This is a genomic window from Thermocrispum municipale DSM 44069 (assembly GCF_000427825.1).
GTDB classification, from domain to species: Bacteria; Actinomycetota; Actinomycetes; order Mycobacteriales; family Pseudonocardiaceae; genus Thermocrispum; species Thermocrispum municipale.
Genome location: NZ_ATYT01000005.1, coordinates 16759 through 32571, shown reverse-complemented (window position 1 = coordinate 32571; position 15813 = coordinate 16759). Strand labels below are relative to the sequence as shown.

Below are 15813 nucleotides of genomic sequence, written 5' to 3'. Positions count from 1 at the left end.
TTGGGAGAGGTGCGTCGCGCAAAGCGGTCGCATCGGCTTTGCTCGCGGCGGTTGCCGCCGTCGCGAGCTCCGTCACCTCGGCCAGCGCGCAGGAGGACCGAGTGCCCTCGACCGCGGGCCTGCCCGACCCGTACCGCGGGTGGAACGTGCAGATCACACCGCAGGCAGGCAACGCGAACGTGCTGGACCTGGTCTTCGACAGCCCGCTGCTGCACAAGAGGATCACCAACCGGGTCTACCTGCCCACCAGCTACAGCAGCACCGGGGCTCCGCTGCCAGTCATGTACTACCTGCACGGCACGATCGCGTCACCGCTGGACAACCCGGTGCTCGGCCCGATCACGCAGCACGAGGCGCTTCTCGACGCCATCGGCCCCGGTGGTGGCGCGCGGCAGACGGACATCTTCCAGTTCGAGACCCAGCTGGACAGGGCGAAGTTCCTCCTGGTCGCACCGGACACGTCGTACGCGGACACGATCTGCGAGACGTGCATCTGGATCGACGGCCGTCAGGACGCCATCCCCAACGTCCCACCGCTGACCGCGGAGACGTTGCAGGCCGACAGCTTCCTGCACAAGGAGCTCTACCCGTTGGTGGAGGCCCTGTTCAACGTCCGCACCGACCGCGGCGGCCGGGGCGTGATGGGCTTCTCGATGGGCGGTGTCGCCGCCTACCTGCAAGGCATGCGGCACCCGGACCGGTACGCGTTCGTCGGTTCGGTGAGCGGCGCGCTGGACGTGGTCGACGAGCCGGGCGGGCGGGCCATCTGGGAAGGTCTCGGCTACATGCGTGACCAGGGCTACGGCACCGCGCTGACCAACGAGGCCGACTGGCGCGGCTTCAACCCGAAGGACCTCGTGTCCAACCTCGGTGGCATCGACGCGGCGGTACTGTCCAGCACCGGCGACGCGTGCCTGCCGGCCACTTCGTTGCTGCAGAAGGACTGCATGCGGCTGTCGCCGGTGACCAACCCGGCCGCCGCGGCGGTGGAACTGGTGCTGGCCCGGCAGTACGCGATGCACTCCAGGGAACTGCCGTCGAAGGGCGTGAACGAGACCCGTGTCCAGTACCCGGGTGTGCATGGCGCCAACAACTACCGGGTCTACCGGGACAACATCGTTCCGATGGCCAACCAGGTGTTCGCGCGGAAGGTGGCCGACCCGCAGGTGTTCGACTACCGGACCACCGCGACGTCGTTCTCCGTGTGGGGCTACGACGTCACCACGACACGCGGCAAGGTCGAGTTCCTCGACATGACCGGCGTGCGGGCGGACGGCAGGAGCTTCCAGCTGCGCGGTTCCGGCTCCGCGGAGGTGCTCACCCCCGCGGCGTTCCAGCCCGGCTCGAAGCACCGCGTCGTCGCCTCGGCCGCTGACGGCACGAGCACCACGCGGGAGTTCGTGGCTGACGCCAAGGGCAGGCTGCCGATCAGCACGGACCTCGGCAGCGGCCGGGTGACGATCCAGGTCGACTGACCGCGGTTGCGAACGGGGGAGGGGAGCGATCCGGCTCTCCTCCCCCGTTCCTGGCACGTCAGGGCAGCACCTTGCCGATGACCAGCAGGATCTGCTCGCTGAGCTGCTGCGGGCTGGTCGGGCCGGCCGGGTCGTACCAACGGTACAGCGACGTCAGCATCGACAGGATGAGGTTCGCGGCGATCCAGGTGTCCAGCCGGACGGAGCCCGGTACCTGCTCGACACACTCGTCGAGCAGCGTCTGGAAATCGGAGGTGACGTCGTGTGCCCACGACCGGAACCGGCGGCGCCCGGCCTCCGACAGCTCGGTCTCCTCAGCGAACACGATGGCGTAGAAGGTCCGGTTGACCGTCGCCGCCTCGACATGCGTGGCGATCACCCGGCGCAGCCGCGTCAGCGCGTCGTCGTCGCTGTCCAGCACCGAACGCAGGCGACGGCCGAGATCCTCGGTCACGGTGTCCACCATGCGGTCCAGCAGCCAGCGCTTGCTCTTGGTGTACTTGTAGACCGTCGGCCTGGAAATCCCCGCGGCTTCCGCGATGTCGTCAATGGTCGCGTTGCGGTATCCCTTGTCCCGGAAAACCTCAGCCGCAGCCGCCACGAGCGCGGAGGTGTCCGTCGCCCGGTCTCTCGCCATCCCCGATCCCCATGCCTTCCGTGCCCGCTATGACCAGCTGAGAACACTACTCGTGCGCACCGCATCCAGCGGTGCGCACGAGCCCGTGACGGATGGGACGAGACGGCTTGGCGGCCTACCGGCCAAGGATGGTGATCGTGGCGACGGCGGCGTCCGGTCCGATGTAGCCACCCGCGTTCTCCGCCAGGCCGATATTCGCGCCGGCCACCTGGCGCTCGCCGGCCCGGTCCCGCAGCTGGTCGGCCAGCTCGACCACCTGGGCCAGCCCGGTGGCGCCCAGGGGGTGGCCCTTGCTCTGCAGGCCGCCACTGGGGTTGACCGGCAGCCGGCCACCGATCCGGGTCTCGCCGGCGCGCAGCATCGACGGCGCCTCACCGGGACCGCAGAGCCCCAGCTCCTCCATCACGATGAGCTCGGCGGGCGAGGCCGCGTCGTGGCATTCGACGACGTCGACGTCCGCGGGCCCGACCCCGGCCATCTCGTAGGCACGCCGCGCCGCGTTCGGGACGAGTTCACCGTAGACACCGGCCCGCCCGGCCCCCACGACCGTCGCGAGCAGGCGTACCGCGTCCGCGCCGGCCCGGGCGGCCAGCTCCGGGGTGGTGACGACGACAGCCGCGGCGCCGTCGCTCATCGGGGCACACATCGGCACGGTCAGCGGGCCGCTGACCTTCCGTGCGGACAACACCTCCTGGACCGTCAGCCGTCCGCCGTACTGCGCCTTCGGGTTCGCCATCCCGTGTTCGTGGTTCTTCACGGTGACGGCGGCGAAGTCCTCCGGCGTCGCGTCCGACCGTTCCATGTACCACGTGGCGAACCTGGCGTAGATGTCCATGAAAACGGAGCCGGTCCCGGTGCTGCCGAGATCCGCGCGGATCTCGTCGAGGCGATCCTGGTCCAGCGCCGACGTCAGGGCGGCGAACGCCCGTGCCTTGTCCTCGATGTGCAGCTTCTCGGCGCCGACCGCGATCGCCACGTCGACCTGGCCGGACGCGACCGCCAGCCATGCCTGGTTGAGTGCGGTGGAGCCGGACGCGCAGGCGTTCTCGACGTTGATCAGGGTGATGCCGTCGAGACAGCTGCCGTGAATGGCGTGCTGGCCGCGTACGGACTCCTGACCCTGCAACAGTCCCGAGGTCACGTTGCTGTAGTAGACAAGATCGACCCCCTCGGCCGTGCCCGGCAGCCGGGCGTCGGCGAGTGCCTCGCTCACAGCCTCGGCCACCAGGGACTTGATGTTCCGGCCGGCGTGCTTGCCGAAGGTGGTCATACCAACCCCGGAGATGGCCACGTCGCGCATCTGGTCTGCCTTTCCTTGTTGTGCGGGGCGTCGTCAGGTCAGGCGCGCGCCCGCGTCGATGGACAGGGTCGCCGCGTTGAGGTAGCGGTTGGTCACGATGTGGCCGACCAGTTCCGCGAACTCGGCCGGGTCACCCAGCCGCTGCGGGTAGAGCACCATCTGCTCCAGCGCCGTGAGCACCTTCTCCGGCATGCCCGCGGACATCCCGGTCTGGAAGAGCCCGGGGGCGATGGTGACCACCCTGATCCCGTGCGCCGCGAGGTCGCGGGCGACCGGCAGCATCAGACCGATCACGCCCGCCTTGCTCGCCGAATAGGCGGCCTGGCCCTTCTGGCCCTGCCACGCCGCGCCGGAGGAAACGTTGATGATCACGCCGCGCTCGCCGTCGGCCCCCGGATCGTTGCCGGCCATCAGTTCCGAGCAGCGGCGCAGCACGTCGAAGAGGCCGATCAGGTTGACTTCGATCACCGTGCGGAAGGTGGCAAGTGGCAGTGCCTGTCCCTTGCTGACCACTTTGCCCGCGGTGGCCACGCCGGCCGCGTTCACGCACAGGTGCACCGTGCCGAACTTCTCCTTGATGGCTGAGAACGCGCGGTCGACGGACTGCTCGTCGGCGACGTCCACCTCGACGGGCAACAGGTCACCGTCGCACTGCTCGGCGACCTGCCTGGCCGCGTCGCCGTCCCGGTCGAGGACCGCCACCCGGGCACCCGCGCGTGCCAGTGCCAGGACAGTGGCCCGTCCGAGTCCGGAGGCTCCTCCCGTGACCACCGCGTTGCGTCCTTCGATGTCCATCCGCGTGCTCCTCGTCCTCGATCGAACCAATGTTAACTAACTGACTAGTATTTATAGAGTAACCATGACCGGCTGGGACGCCGGTCAGGTCAGTTGTCCGCCGGGGGCACGAACAGCCGGGGAAGGTTCACGGTCACCGCCTCCCGCCGTCGGGGTGGGGCGCCACCCTGCGACGAGCGCTGGCCGGGACGTCAGGTGTGCCGGATGTCATGACATTATTCTAACATGTGGTAGGTATTTGACCTGGTGGACGAAGTTCGACTCACGAGTCGACATTGACGGTGCGGCTGCCGAAGCCTGGCACCGGCACATCACCCTCGCGATGCTCGCCGCGGCATTCCCGGCCGTGACCGCCCACACCGAACGCGGCCGCACCCCGCCACGCCCGCAGAAGAGGCGCCAGAACCGATCCAGATCGGCTGATCCCGTTACCCTGCAACGAAATCAGCTGGCTCTGGGCCACTCTCACCCACCCGGCGCACCCACGAACACACGCCCAGCACTGGTCTCCCTGGCGCCGAGGCGGCCTTCGTGAGCGCGGGCGTTCCGGCTGAACCTCGCGTTTCTCGCAAGGTTCGGGCGTCAAGCCTGCATTCCGGTGACCAGCCCTGGCTGTTGGACACTCTGAGTGGCTCGCATCCCGGACGGGATCCACTGTGGTTCCGTTGTCAAGATCCCCGGACGCGGGATTCCGCCGTGCTTTCCCTGATCCACTGTGGCCGGACATTCACAAAGGCTTCGGCGAACCACCGGTGACCTCGACCTGGGTTCCGTACTTTTCACGGATGTCCGGAGTTGTGCCCGAGTCCACACTGACTGAACCAACGCGACGGTGCGGTGCGGAAAGCGGAGACCAGGCTCCTCCGTGCGGCCGTCGGCATCGCTGGCAGCGAGGCGAACGGTGTGAGGCCCAAGGGCACGGCTCGAAGGAGGCCTGAATTGGCACTGGATATCCGAGGTTTGGTGGACGCCAAACAGGGCACGGTGGATCCCCGGATCTACCAGGACGAAGAGATTTACCAGCAGGAGCTGAAGAACGTCTTCGCGCGGTGCTGGCTGTTTCTCGCACACGACAGTCAGATCCCGAATCCCGGCGACTACATGACCACGTACATGGGCGAGGACCCGGTGCTCGTGGTGCGTAAGCGAGACGGTTCGGTCGGGGTCTTCATGAACCAGTGCCGGCACCGCGGAATGCGGTTGTGCCGGGCGGACGCGGGTTCTGCCAAGAGCTTTTCCTGTAGCTACCACGGGTGGACCTACGACCTGTCCGGCAACCTCGTCGGCGTCCCGAGCGAGGACGACGCCTACCACAACGAGATCAACAAGGCCGAATGGGGCGCCATCAAGGTGGCCCAGGTGGACAACTACAGGGGATTCATCTTCGGCACCTGGGACCCCACCGCACCACCCCTGATCGACTACATCGGCGACTTCCGGTTCTACTTCGACGCATTCGCCGACCGGACCGAGGCCGGTACCGAACTCCTCGGCGGTGCGCACCGATGGGTGTTCCCGGCGAACTGGAAGTTCGCGGCGGAGCAGTTCTGCAGCGACATGTACCACGCGCCGATCAGCCATGCCTCGGCGGTGCTCGCACTGACCCCGGACGACCAGGACGTCGACGAGGAAGTCTTCCCGATGGAGGGCATGAAGGGCCGCCAGTTCAGCTCAGAACTGGGCCACGGCACCGGGTTCTTCGTGGAGTCCGGTGACGTGCTGGCCAACATCGTGGGGCAGAAGCCGGCCGACTGGTTCCAGGGCGGCAACCCGGAGGCGGTCGAACGGCTCGGCGACGCGCGGGCCCAGCGGATGCGTGGCGCGCACGCGACGCTGTTCCCGAACTTCTCCTTCCTGCCCGGCATCAACACGCTGCGGATCTGGCATCCCAAGGGCCCGAACGAGATGGAGGTCTGGGCCTGGACGCTGGTGGACAAGAACGCCCCGGCCGACGTGCGTGAGGCGCAGCGCATCGGTACCGGTCGCACGTTCAGCGTGGCCGGCATGTTCGAGCAGGACGACGGTGAGAACTGGAGCGAGATCCAGCGCGTGCTGCGTGGTCACATGGCCAGGCAGAGCAGCTTCAACGTGCAGATGGGCCTTGGCCACGAATGGCATGACGACCCCGATTTCCCGGGAAAGGTGAACCGGGTCTACTGCGAGATGGCGGCCCGCGGCTTCTACCGGCGGTGGGCGGATATGGCCAGCGGGATGTCCTGGGACGAACTGATGGCATCGGTCGGAGCAGCCGTGGAGGTGTCCGGATGACCGCGCAACTGGAGAGTTCCCCCGTCACTTCGGTCGACGCCGAACTGCAGCACCAGATCGAGCAGTTCCTTTACCTGGAGGCCCGCTTCCTCGACGAGCGGCGGTTCGAGGAATGGCTCGACCTGTTCAGCGATGACATCCACTACTGGATGCCGACCAGGTCGGTTCGCTACGAACGTGAACTCGACAAGGAGTTCTCGGCGCCGAACGAGGTCGCGCATTTCGACGAGAACAAGCGCGCACTGGAGGAGCGGGTCACCCGGATCCGGTCGGGTATGGCGTGGGCGGAGGAGCCGCCTTCGCGAACCCGGCACATGGTGCACAACGTGATCATCGAGCCGGGGGATTCGCCCGCCGAACTCCTGGTGCGCAGCAACATCCTGCTCTACCGCGGCCGTCTCGACCGGGACGTCGACTTGTTCGTCGGCTTCCGCCAGGACGTGTTGCGGCGCAGCGAGGACGCGGACTACGGCTGGTTGATCGCGCGCCGTGCGATCTACCTGGACCAGACCCTGATTCTCGCCAAGAACATGAGCATCTTCTTCTGATGTCGTAGTGGCCGATTCCGGGCGTGAACCGTCCAGTTCTGGCCGGTTGTACGCGAGTTGGCCGAACTCGGGCCGCATCCGTTTTCCCGCAGCGGTCCGGTTCGGCCGGCTCGGCCCCGGAAACAGTCAAACCTGGTCCGCGGGAAACGCGGGCCGGAATCGTTGAACACCAGCCCGGATGCACTACGGAGGCAAGCAGTATGACGCGCGTGAGTGACAATCTCACCGCCGACGAAACCTCGCGTTTCGCCGACCTTGAAGATCTTCGCATTCACTACCACGACACGGGCGCGCGTACGGCCGCGGCCGAAGCACGGCCGCCGCTCGTGCTGCTGCACGGTGGTGGCCCCGGCGCATCGGGCTGGAGCAACTTCTCGCAGAATGTCGCCGGGCTTTCCCAGCACTTCCGGGTGCTCGTCGTCGACCAGCCAGGCTACGGGAAATCCGACAAGCCCGTGGTCAAGGACGGGGTCTGGACCTTCAACGCGCGGGTGCTGGACCAGTTGCTCGAGTCGCTGGACATCCCGCAGGTGCACCTGGTGGGCAACTCCCTCGGTGGCGGCACCTCGCTGAAACTGGCTCTGGACTTCCCCGACCGGGTCGACCGGCTGGTGCTGATGGGGCCCGCGGGCGGAGCGCTGAACATCTTCTCCGCGGACCCCTCGGAAGGGCTCAAGGTCCTCTTCTCGTTCTACGCCCCACCCGGTCCCAGCATCGACCGGATGAAGCACCTCATCGAGATCATGAGCTACGAGCCGAAGACGGTGCCACCGGAGGTGCTGCAGGACCGGTTCGCCTCCGCGACCACTCCCGAGGCGATGGACTACGCGACCCGGCTGTACCAGGCGTTCGGCCCGGACGGCGACGGGCTGCCGGAAGAGCTGTGGCGGGACGTGCACCGGATCCAGCACAAGACCCTGCTGGTGTGGGGGCGCGATGACCGGGTGCTCCCGCTGGATGGCGCCTTCTTCCTGCTCAAGCGCATGCCCGATGCGCGGTTGCACGTGTTCCCCCGGTGCGGGCACTGGGCCCAGCTGGAGCACCGCGACGAGTTCAACAGGCTGACGGTCAGCTTCCTGGCATCTTCGTAAAGCGATCTTGGAGGAAAACGTGTCGGTAAACGCACTGGGCCACCTCGCGATCTCGACGTCCAAACTGGACGAGTGGATCGAGTTCGCGGGGAACGTCCTCGGTATGCAGGTCTGCCCTGGCGGCCCCGACGGGACCACCCGGTTCCGCATCGACGAGCGGAGCTATCGCCTGGAATTCGAGGAAGGCGCCGACGACCAGCTGGTCCGGATCGGCTGGGAGGTGCCCGACGCCGCCGGCCTGGAGGCCGTCGTCGCGCGGCTGGAGCAGGACGGCCTCACCGTGCAGCGGTGCGGGGAGGAGGAAGCGGCCGCGCGCGATGTCCAGGGGCTGGTCAAGACAGTGGACAGCTCCGGGTTCAACCTCGAGTTCTTCTACGGCCAGCGCAAGTCGGTGGAGCCGTTCATCTCGCCGCGGTCGGCGACCTTCGTCACCGGCGGACTCGGCCTCGGGCACGTCGTGCTGATGACCCCGGTCTTCGACGACGCGGTGCGGTTCTACACCGAAGTGCTCGGGTTCCGGCTCAGTGACACCCTGCGTCTCGGCCCGGCCAGGGTCGCGTTCCTGCGCTGCAACGCGCGCCACCACAGCGTGGCCCTCATCGACGCACCGGCGAAGGGGATCCACCACTTCATGGTGGAGGTCGAGGAGATGGACTCGGTCGGGCGCGCGTACGACGCCTGCCGGGACGGCGGTGCGGAGATCATGATGGACCTCGGCCGCCATTCCAACGACGAGATGTTCTCGTTCTACGCCAAGACACCCTCGGGATTCGGGCTGGAGTACGGCCACGGTGGCGTGCTGGTCGACGACTCGACCTGGACGGTGACCGAGATCGCCGGGCCCAGCCTGTGGGGTCACCGCGGATCCATGGTCTGACCGCGGACAGGCACTCCCGCGCAGTACGACGTTCTCCCGGCAGCAAACCGCTCGATGACTGCTGCGCTACGTGAAAGGTGTAGTGATGAGCTCGACCGTCCCCTCCGGTTCGCAAACCCTGCTGGTCTGCGCGGTGGATGAGCTGCCTCCCGGGCAGGTACGGAAAGTCGACGCCGAACGGCCGATCGCGGTGTTCAATGTGGACGGTGTCTTCTACGCGATCGACGACACGTGCTCACATGCGGACGCCTCGCTGAGCGAGGGCGACCTGGAGGGGCACCTGGTCGAGTGTCCGTGGCATGTGTCCCGTTTCGACCTTCGCACGGGAAGGCCCTGCTCGCTGCCGGCCAGCAAGCCGGTGCGGACGCATGCGGTGGAGATCCGGGACGGCAATGTGGTCGTCCTGGTCGGCACCGCACCACAGCTGGCGGACGGTGGGGCGAGGAACGTGTCATGACGGGCCCCTTCGACTCGGTCGCCATCATCGGCGCGGGACTGGCCGGGGCGAGCGCGGCGATCACCCTGCGGGAGCGTGGGTTCTCCGGCCGGATTCGGCTGATCGGCGCGGAAACGCACCTGCCCTACGAGCGACCGCCGCTGTCGAAGGACTTCCTTGGTGGCGACCTGCCGCCGGAGCGGCTGCTGGTGCATCCGGAACAGGCCTACGCGGAGCGGGACATCGACCTGGTGCTCGGGGGTGCGGCGATCCGGCTGCACCCGGCCGAGCGGGCGGTCGAGCTGGCCGGCGGCGAACGGGTGGAGGCCGATCGTGTCCTGCTGTGCATGGGAGTGCGGCCCCGGCTCGCCGGCGTGCCCGGCGAGTGGCTGAGCGGGGTCCACTACCTGCGGGACCTGGAGCACGCCATGGCGTTGCGGGAGGTGATCCGGCGTGGCGTGCCGGTGGTGGTGGTCGGCGAGGGCTTCATCGGTTCGGAGCTGGCGTCCACGCTGGCCGGGCAGGGCGCCGATGTCACCCTGCTGATGGCCGGTGACCTGCCGATGCGGCCGGCTCTCGGACAAGAGGCCGCGCACTGGCTGCTCAACCGGCATCGCGACAGTGGGGTGCGGGTCCTGGCCAGGTCACCGCTGAAGTCGATCAACGGCTTCGACCGGGTGGAGTCCGTCGAGGTCGCGGACGGAACCGTGCTGCCCGCCGGCGCGGTGGTGGTCGGCATCGGTTCCGAACCGGTGGTCGACCTGGCTGCCGGTGCCGGGATCACGGTCGACGACGGCGTGGTCGTCGACTCGTCGAGCCGCACCTCGATTCCGGAGGTCTTCGCGGCCGGCGACCTGGCCCGGTTCCCCAGCCGGGCCTTCGCCCGCCGCCTTCGCGTCGAGCACTGGCAGAACGCGCAGAACCAGGCCGCGAACGCGGTCGAGGCGATGCTCGGCCATGCCGACCCCTACGACGAGATCCCCTGGGCATGGACCGAGCAGCACGGAAACCGCTGGGAGATCGCCGGATTGCCGATGCTCGGCACGCAGGTGGTGCGCCGGGGAGATCCGGACGGCCCCGACGGTGCGTTGTGGGTGTTCTCCGAGCGGGGACGCGTGCAGGGCGCGGTGGCGGTGAACCGGCGGCGTGAGTTGCGGGCGCTGCTGCGCGCGCTGGCGGGGACGGTGTTCGTCGACGAGCAAGCCGTCCGGGACGAGTCGATCGATATCCGGTTGGCCATCAGCAGCGCGGAAACCGCGGTGCCGGCGGGGGAAGCCTGACAGGCCAGACACAAACGACAAGAGGTCAGACATGGGTTGGTTGCAAGGCGATGTCGCGATCGTCACCGGCGGTGGTTCCGGGCTGGGCCGGGCGGTGGTCGAGCGATTCCTCAACGAAGGCGCGCGGGTCGGTGTGCTGGAGAAGTCGGCGGAGAAGCTCGCCAAGCTCGAAGCCGACCTCGGTGACGCCGTCGTCGGTATCCAGGGAGACGTGACCAGCTACGCCGACAACGTCCGCGTCGTCGGCGAGACCGTGGCGCGCTTCGGCAAGCTCGACACCTTCATCGGCAACGCGGCGATCTGGGACTTCTCGACCAAGCTGGTCGATCTGCCCGAGGAGACCATGGATCGGCTGTTCGACGAGATGTTCCACGTCAATGTCAAGGGCTACCTGCTCGGTGCCAGGGCGGCTGCCCGCGCACTGGCCGCCACCGGCGGTTCGATCATCTTCACCGTTTCCAACGCCGGTTTCTACCCTGGCGGTGGCGGTCCGCTCTACACCGCGTCCAAGCACGCTGTGGTCGGGCTGATCAAGGAACTGGCCTTCGAACTCGGCCCCAAGATCCGGGTCAACGGTGTGGCGCCGGGAGGCATGCTGACCGACCTGCGTGGCCCCGGTTCGCTGGGACTCGGTGACACCAGCATCGCCTCGGTTCCGCTCGCCGACCTGGTCAAGCAGTGCACTGTGTTGCAACAGCTTCCGGAGGCCGCCGACTACGCCGGGAACTATGTCTTGCTGGCATCGAAGACCAATTCCTCGGCATCGACCGGCGTGATCATCAACTGCGACGGCGGTATGGGCGTGCGCGGTCTCGCCGAAATCGCCGGCGGAAACGATCTGTAGGGCGTGGTACTCCGCAGTTTCAGGGAAAGGAATTCCAATGACGGTCAGCAGGCCCACCTTCGGTACTCGCGAGCTCTACGACGCGCTCGCGGAGGCGCTCAACAACGACCCGGTCTGGCTCAAGAAAGCCAGGAAGATGACCTTCGCGATGACCCACGTCTACACCGGGGAGCTGCCGCTGGTCATTCGGATGAACTTCACCGAGGGCGTGATGTCGGGCGTCACCGAGTTCAATGACGTGTCCGAGGCGCCGTACAGCGAGTTCGTGCTCACCGGGGACAGCAAGAGCTGGGAGCGGATGCTCGTGACCGGCGAGCTGAGCGTGAACATCGCGTTGGTCAGCAAGAAGATCTCCGTGAAGGGCAAGATGGGCCCGATGATGAAGAACATTCCGCAGTTCAACTACATCATCGCCAAGCTCATCGAACTGGAACCCCGCGTACTGGACGACAAGCGGGCCTGAACCGCGCGGTTCGACTCGGCAAGCGGAATGGATCTCAATGGTGAGAAGCGCCGATCTCGGTAAGCGTGCGGACTCGGCCGTGGTGGCAATGTGTTTGGACACCGCCGCGGGTGAATCGGCGGCCACGGCCGCACTGTGGTCGCGAAATGACGACTGGAAGCTGGTGAAGCGGGCGCAGGGTGGCGATGCCGAGGCGTTGGGCCGGCTGTACGACAACAATTACGGTTTCGTGTACTCCTATGTCCTCAAACGCGTGCGGAACGTTCCCCTGGCCGAGGACCTGACCAGTGAGACATTTGTGCGCCTGCTCCGCCGGATCGAGTCCGTGGAGTTCCGTGGCCATGATGTGCAGGCGTGGATCATCACCATCGCGCGGAACGTGACGACCGATTATCAGCGTTCCGGCTACTTCCGCTACGAGCTGGTCAGCGATGACGTGGAACCGGCGAACATCCTCGCGGACAGCACGGAGCAGACGGTGCTGGCCAGGGCGGTCGGCTCGGAGCTGCGCGCGAGTATCGAGCAGCTCACCACCTCGCAACGGGAATGCATTTTCCTGCGGTTCTACGAGGACCGCTCGGTGGCCGAAACCGCCGCCATCATGCGGCGCGATGTGCGCTCGGTCCGGGCCCTGCAGCACCGGGCGGTCCGCCGGCTGGCCGAGCTCATCATCCAGCCTCGTTCGCCGACCGGCACGCGGGTCACCAGCCGCCTCTTCGCGAAAGGGATCAGGTGAGGGTATGCGTCTTTCTCAGGTTTCGCTGAGCGCGTCCGCTTCCGGGCGGAGTTCGCGTGGTCCGGTCGGTTGGCTGGGCAAGTTCGATCCGGCGGGCGCGGTGCGCGGCGCCTGGCGCGGGTTCGTGGTCCTGCTGCTCGGTGGCCTGGCGGCCCCGGTGGCCGCGGTGTACCTGCCGGTACTGGGTTCGGTCTGGCTGGCGGTTACCGCGATCGCGGCCTTCGTGGTGGCCGCGTGGAAGCCGGGAAGCTCGGCCGATCCTCGTTGGTTCGGCATGGTTTCCGCGGTCGGCGCGTACCTGCTGATCCTGCCGCTGGTGCTACTGCAGCCCGCTGGCCGGTCCCTGGTGCAGATCGGGTGCACGCTCGCGGTGGCGGTGCTCGCCGGCGCGCTCACCGGCTTTGTCCGCCGCCGGTCGTCGAGGACGGGTGGGGCGGATGAGTAGCGGCGGCGCGGCGGTGCAGCCGGCACAGCCCCCGGGACGGCCCAACGGGTCGAAGCCGGTGACCAGGCAACTGGCCTGGCTGGCCCGCCCGTTTCGGCAGGCCGGTGAGATGACCCAGCTCGGTGGCCGGGTACTGGCGATGGCCGTGCGCCGGCCGGTCGGCTACTGGGGCGAGGTGCGGGACCAGATGTTCCAGATCCTCAAGCTGTGCTGGCTGCCGATGATGGTGGCCACCATCGCGTTCGGCTTCGGCGCGCCGGGCCTGCAGGGCGGAAACATCATCAACCTGTTCGGGGTGCCGGAACGGCTGGGCTCCTTCTTCATCATGGCCAGCGTCCGCGAGTTCGCGCCGTGGATCAACGCGATGGTGATCGCCGGTGTGGTGGGTACCGCGATGACCGCCGACCTCGGTGCCCGGCGCATTCGTGAGGAGATCGACGCGATGGAGGTGCTCGGCGTCGATCCGGTGCGCACGCTGATCCTGCCGCGGGTGATCGCGGTGACCCTCATGACCGGGTTGATGGACCTGGTCGCCCTGGTCTTCGGTGTCATCGGCGGGTTCGTCGCCGCGGTGTTCGTGTTCGACGCGAGTGCCGCGGCCTTCGTGAACAGCTTCTTCGACAACGCCACCGTCACCGATATCTGGGGCAGCGTGGTGAAGACGACGGTCTTCGGGCTGATCATCGGCGTGGTTTGCGGCTACAAGGGTTTCCGGGCAGAGGGCGGGCCGAGCGGCGTCGGCCGCGCGGTCAACCAGGCCGTGGTGATCTCCTTCGCCGCGATCTGGGTGTTCAACTGGGTGTTCACCACGATCCTGCTCGGTTTGAACCCCGACATGCACGTCTACAAGTGATTCTGAAATGAGGCGCAGATGACTGGCGTTCTCCGCCCGGAGCAGGGGCGACATTCGAAGGGCAGCGGCGCTCCCCAGCCGCGGGATCTCGTCGTCACGCCCGGCGTGATCGGCGCGAAGATCCACCAGAGTTTCGCCACCGGTGGCGAGATCGCCCAGTTCTCCGCCAGAACCGTCCGCCAGCTTCCCCACGTGCGGCACTACGCCGGCGAGGTGCTACGCCAGGCCGCCACCCTGATCATCTCCAGTGGCTTGATCATCTGGGCGATGCAGTTCGTGATGGGGTCGGTGTGCGCGGTCGAGGCGAGCTACACGCTCAAGCAGATCGGCGCACCGCTGTACTCCGGCATCTTCAACGTCTACTGCGGTTTCCGGGAGATGTCCCCGTACATGTGGGGATACATCCTCTCCGCGAAGGTCGGCTGCGGCCTGGTCGCGGAAATCGGGTCGATGCGCATTACCGACGAGATCGACGCGATGGAGGTCATGGGCATCAACTCGCGCAGTTATCTGGTCGGCACTCGCATTCTCGCCACCTGGATCGCCATGCCCTTCCTGTACACCATTGGGCTGGGCATGCTCTACATCTCCGAATACCTCGTCACCGTACTGCAACTGCAGGTCGTGTCACCAGGTGGCTACAACTACATCTTCTGGCTCTACCAGAGCCCGGTCGACTTCCTGATGGTGCTCGCGAAAGTGATGGCCATGGGAACGGTGATCATTTTTGTCAGTTGCTACTACGGCTACAACGCGCGAGGCGGCCCGGTCGGCGTCGGCACCAACACCGCGAAATCGATGATGGTGAACATGGTCATGGTGCACGTCGTGAGCACCCTGCTCACGCAGTTGTTCTGGGGCCTCGATCCCAACGCCCCGATCGCGAACTAGGGAGTGGTACGAGCATGAAAGTGACCACGAGTTCCAGTCAGGACCACAGCGAGCCAACAACGCACATGGCGAGCGTTGGCCGGCTTCCGGTGGATCAGGGCGTGGCCTCGAACGGCGCCGCGCACTCCATGCAGGTGCGCGGAGTCCACAAGAGCTTCGGCGACTTCCAGGTGTTGCGGGGGATGAACCTGGACTTCGCCGACGACGCGATCACCACGGTCCTCGGTCCTTCGGGTACCGGGAAGAGCGTGCTGATCAAGCATCTCGTCGGGCTGCTCGAACCGGACGCCGGCGAGGTGCTGGTCTTCGGCAAGGACATCTGGCGGGTGAGCGAGCAGGAGCGCTACGAGCTGCGCAAGCGGTTCGGTGTGTTGTTCCAGGACGGCGCGCTGTTCGGGTCGATGAACCTGTTCGACAACGTCGCCTTCCCGCTGCGCAAGCACACCAGCATGTCGGAGTCCGAGATCGCCGAGATCGTGATGAGCAGGCTCATCGAGGTCGGGCTGGAGAAGTCGATCACCAAGTCGCCCTCGGAGATCTCCGGTGGTATGCGCAAGCGAGCCGGGTTCGCCCGTGCGCTGGTGATGAACCCGGACATCGTGCTGTTCGACGAGCCGGACTCCGGCCTCGACCCGGTACGGACCAGCCTGTTGTGCGACCTGATCCTGGAGATGCACGAGCGGCACAAGGGCACGTATCTGGTGGTGACACACGACATTCGCAGCGCGCGCAAGGTCAGCGACTACGTGGGCGTGATCTGGCAGGGCCAGGTCGTGCACTACGGCGAGGCGGAGGAGGCCTTCGCCTCCGAGGACCCGTTCGTGCGGCAGTTCCTTTCCGGGGAGTCGGCCGGACCGCTAGGAATGGACTGAGC

At 66.9% G+C, this 15813-nt stretch carries 17 protein-coding genes; 14 read left to right on the top strand and 3 right to left on the bottom strand.

All coding sequences use genetic code 11. The features are described 5' to 3' along the window. Nucleotides 1-101: 101 nt before the first annotated feature. Nucleotides 102-1475 (top strand): alpha/beta hydrolase, encoded by a 1374-nt coding sequence (locus tag YWM_RS0105375; RefSeq protein WP_169720961.1) that lies wholly within the window; start codon nt 102-104, stop codon nt 1473-1475. A gap of 58 nt (nt 1476-1533) precedes the next feature. On the opposite strand, the gene YWM_RS0105370 is transcribed toward YWM_RS0105375, so the two are convergent. The 3 genes from YWM_RS0105370 to YWM_RS0105360 all read right to left on the bottom strand — a co-directional run bounded on the left by YWM_RS0105370 (nt 1534) and on the right by YWM_RS0105360 (nt 4207). Beyond that, the gene (locus tag YWM_RS0105370) at nt 1534-2112 is read right to left on the bottom strand and encodes a TetR/AcrR family transcriptional regulator (RefSeq protein ID WP_028849857.1); all 579 of its coding nucleotides are present in this window, start codon (nt 2110-2112) and stop codon (nt 1534-1536) included. Between the two features lie 115 nt (nt 2113-2227). After that, nucleotides 2228-3412 (bottom strand): thiolase family protein, encoded by a 1185-nt coding sequence (locus YWM_RS0105365; RefSeq protein ID WP_028849856.1) that lies wholly within the window; start codon nt 3410-3412, stop codon nt 2228-2230. A 33-nt stretch (nt 3413-3445) separates the two neighbouring features. Continuing rightward, on the bottom strand, nt 3446-4207 hold the full coding sequence (locus YWM_RS0105360) for an SDR family NAD(P)-dependent oxidoreductase (protein WP_028849855.1): 762 nt from the start codon (nt 4205-4207) through the stop codon (nt 3446-3448). 939 nt (nt 4208-5146) lie between these two features. Here YWM_RS0105360 and YWM_RS0105355 point away from each other — a divergent pair. The 13 genes from YWM_RS0105355 (at nt 5147) to YWM_RS0105295 (ending at nt 15811) form a co-directional block, all read left to right on the top strand. After that, a complete protein-coding gene (locus YWM_RS0105355; RefSeq protein ID WP_028849854.1) occupies nt 5147-6475 on the top strand; it encodes an aromatic ring-hydroxylating oxygenase subunit alpha in 1329 nt (442 codons plus the stop codon). Continuing rightward, nucleotides 6472-7023 carry a 3-phenylpropionate/cinnamic acid dioxygenase subunit beta gene (locus tag YWM_RS0105350; protein ID WP_043659811.1) on the top strand — a complete coding sequence of 184 codons (552 nt, stop codon included), beginning with the start codon at nt 6472-6474 and terminating at the stop codon, nt 7021-7023. The genes YWM_RS0105355 and YWM_RS0105350 overlap by 4 nt, the downstream gene beginning before the upstream one ends. Nucleotides 7024-7232: 209 nt before the next feature. Continuing rightward, nucleotides 7233-8114: a 4,5:9,10-diseco-3-hydroxy-5,9,17-trioxoandrosta-1(10),2-diene-4-oate hydrolase gene (gene hsaD / locus YWM_RS0105345; protein ID WP_245565929.1), complete on the top strand. Its 882-nt coding sequence runs from the start codon at nt 7233-7235 to the stop codon at nt 8112-8114. A gap of 19 nt (nt 8115-8133) precedes the next feature. Beyond that, nucleotides 8134-8991, top strand: coding sequence for a VOC family protein (locus YWM_RS0105340; RefSeq protein ID WP_028849851.1), 858 nt, complete (start codon nt 8134-8136; stop codon nt 8989-8991). Between the two features lie 85 nt (nt 8992-9076). Beyond that, entirely contained in the window at nt 9077-9448 is a 372-nt protein-coding gene (locus YWM_RS0105335) for a bifunctional 3-phenylpropionate/cinnamic acid dioxygenase ferredoxin subunit (RefSeq protein WP_052344588.1), read from the top strand. Then, nucleotides 9445-10707: an NAD(P)/FAD-dependent oxidoreductase gene (locus YWM_RS0105330; RefSeq protein WP_028849849.1), complete on the top strand. Its 1263-nt coding sequence runs from the start codon at nt 9445-9447 to the stop codon at nt 10705-10707. Before YWM_RS0105335 ends, YWM_RS0105330 begins: the two co-directional genes overlap by 4 nt. A gap of 31 nt (nt 10708-10738) precedes the next feature. Then, on the top strand, nt 10739-11551 hold the full coding sequence (gene hcaB, locus YWM_RS0105325) for a 3-(cis-5,6-dihydroxycyclohexa-1,3-dien-1-yl)propanoate dehydrogenase (protein ID WP_028849848.1): 813 nt from the start codon (nt 10739-10741) through the stop codon (nt 11549-11551). 37 nt (nt 11552-11588) lie between these two features. Further along, on the top strand, nt 11589-12014 hold the full coding sequence (locus tag YWM_RS22285) for a hypothetical protein (RefSeq protein ID WP_043659807.1): 426 nt from the start codon (nt 11589-11591) through the stop codon (nt 12012-12014). A 37-nt stretch (nt 12015-12051) separates the two neighbouring features. After that, entirely contained in the window at nt 12052-12750 is a 699-nt protein-coding gene (locus tag YWM_RS22280) for an RNA polymerase sigma factor (protein ID WP_211232435.1), read from the top strand. A gap of 4 nt (nt 12751-12754) precedes the next feature. After that, nucleotides 12755-13195 carry a hypothetical protein gene (locus YWM_RS0105310; RefSeq protein WP_052344587.1) on the top strand — a complete coding sequence of 147 codons (441 nt, stop codon included), beginning with the start codon at nt 12755-12757 and terminating at the stop codon, nt 13193-13195. Then, the gene (locus tag YWM_RS0105305; RefSeq protein ID WP_084612197.1) at nt 13188-14048 is read left to right on the top strand and encodes an MlaE family ABC transporter permease; all 861 of its coding nucleotides are present in this window, start codon (nt 13188-13190) and stop codon (nt 14046-14048) included. The genes YWM_RS0105310 and YWM_RS0105305 overlap by 8 nt, the downstream gene beginning before the upstream one ends. 18 nt (nt 14049-14066) lie before the next feature. Further along, complete coding sequence (locus tag YWM_RS0105300) at nt 14067-14939, top strand: ABC transporter permease (protein WP_028849845.1); 873 nt, start codon at nt 14067-14069, stop codon at nt 14937-14939. 65 nt (nt 14940-15004) lie between these two features. Then, the gene (locus YWM_RS0105295; protein WP_052344586.1) at nt 15005-15811 is read left to right on the top strand and encodes an ABC transporter ATP-binding protein; all 807 of its coding nucleotides are present in this window, start codon (nt 15005-15007) and stop codon (nt 15809-15811) included. Nucleotides 15812-15813: the final 2 nt, after the last annotated feature.

Excerpts from the sequence above, each read along its gene's own strand:
- YWM_RS0105370 (WP_028849857.1), bottom strand. The coding sequence starts at position 2,112 with ATGGCGAGAGACCGGGCGACGGACACCTCCGCGCTCGTGGCGGCTGCG.
- YWM_RS0105365 (WP_028849856.1), bottom strand. The coding sequence starts at position 3,412 with ATGCGCGACGTGGCCATCTCCGGGGTTGGTATGACCACCTTCGGCAAG.
- YWM_RS0105360 (WP_028849855.1), bottom strand. The coding sequence starts at position 4,207 with ATGGACATCGAAGGACGCAACGCGGTGGTCACGGGAGGAGCCTCCGGA.
- YWM_RS0105350 (WP_043659811.1), top strand. The coding sequence starts at position 6,472 with ATGACCGCGCAACTGGAGAGTTCCCCCGTCACTTCGGTCGACGCCGAA.
- YWM_RS0105335 (WP_052344588.1), top strand. The coding sequence starts at position 9,077 with ATGAGCTCGACCGTCCCCTCCGGTTCGCAAACCCTGCTGGTCTGCGCG.
- YWM_RS0105330 (WP_028849849.1), top strand. The coding sequence starts at position 9,445 with ATGACGGGCCCCTTCGACTCGGTCGCCATCATCGGCGCGGGACTGGCC.
- hcaB (WP_028849848.1), top strand. The coding sequence starts at position 10,739 with ATGGGTTGGTTGCAAGGCGATGTCGCGATCGTCACCGGCGGTGGTTCC.
- YWM_RS22285 (WP_043659807.1), top strand. The coding sequence starts at position 11,589 with ATGACGGTCAGCAGGCCCACCTTCGGTACTCGCGAGCTCTACGACGCG.
- YWM_RS22280 (WP_211232435.1), top strand. The coding sequence starts at position 12,052 with ATGGTGAGAAGCGCCGATCTCGGTAAGCGTGCGGACTCGGCCGTGGTG.
- YWM_RS0105310 (WP_052344587.1), top strand. The coding sequence starts at position 12,755 with ATGCGTCTTTCTCAGGTTTCGCTGAGCGCGTCCGCTTCCGGGCGGAGT.
- YWM_RS0105305 (WP_084612197.1), top strand. The coding sequence starts at position 13,188 with ATGAGTAGCGGCGGCGCGGCGGTGCAGCCGGCACAGCCCCCGGGACGG.
- YWM_RS0105300 (WP_028849845.1), top strand. The coding sequence starts at position 14,067 with ATGACTGGCGTTCTCCGCCCGGAGCAGGGGCGACATTCGAAGGGCAGC.
- YWM_RS0105295 (WP_052344586.1), top strand. The coding sequence starts at position 15,005 with ATGGCGAGCGTTGGCCGGCTTCCGGTGGATCAGGGCGTGGCCTCGAAC.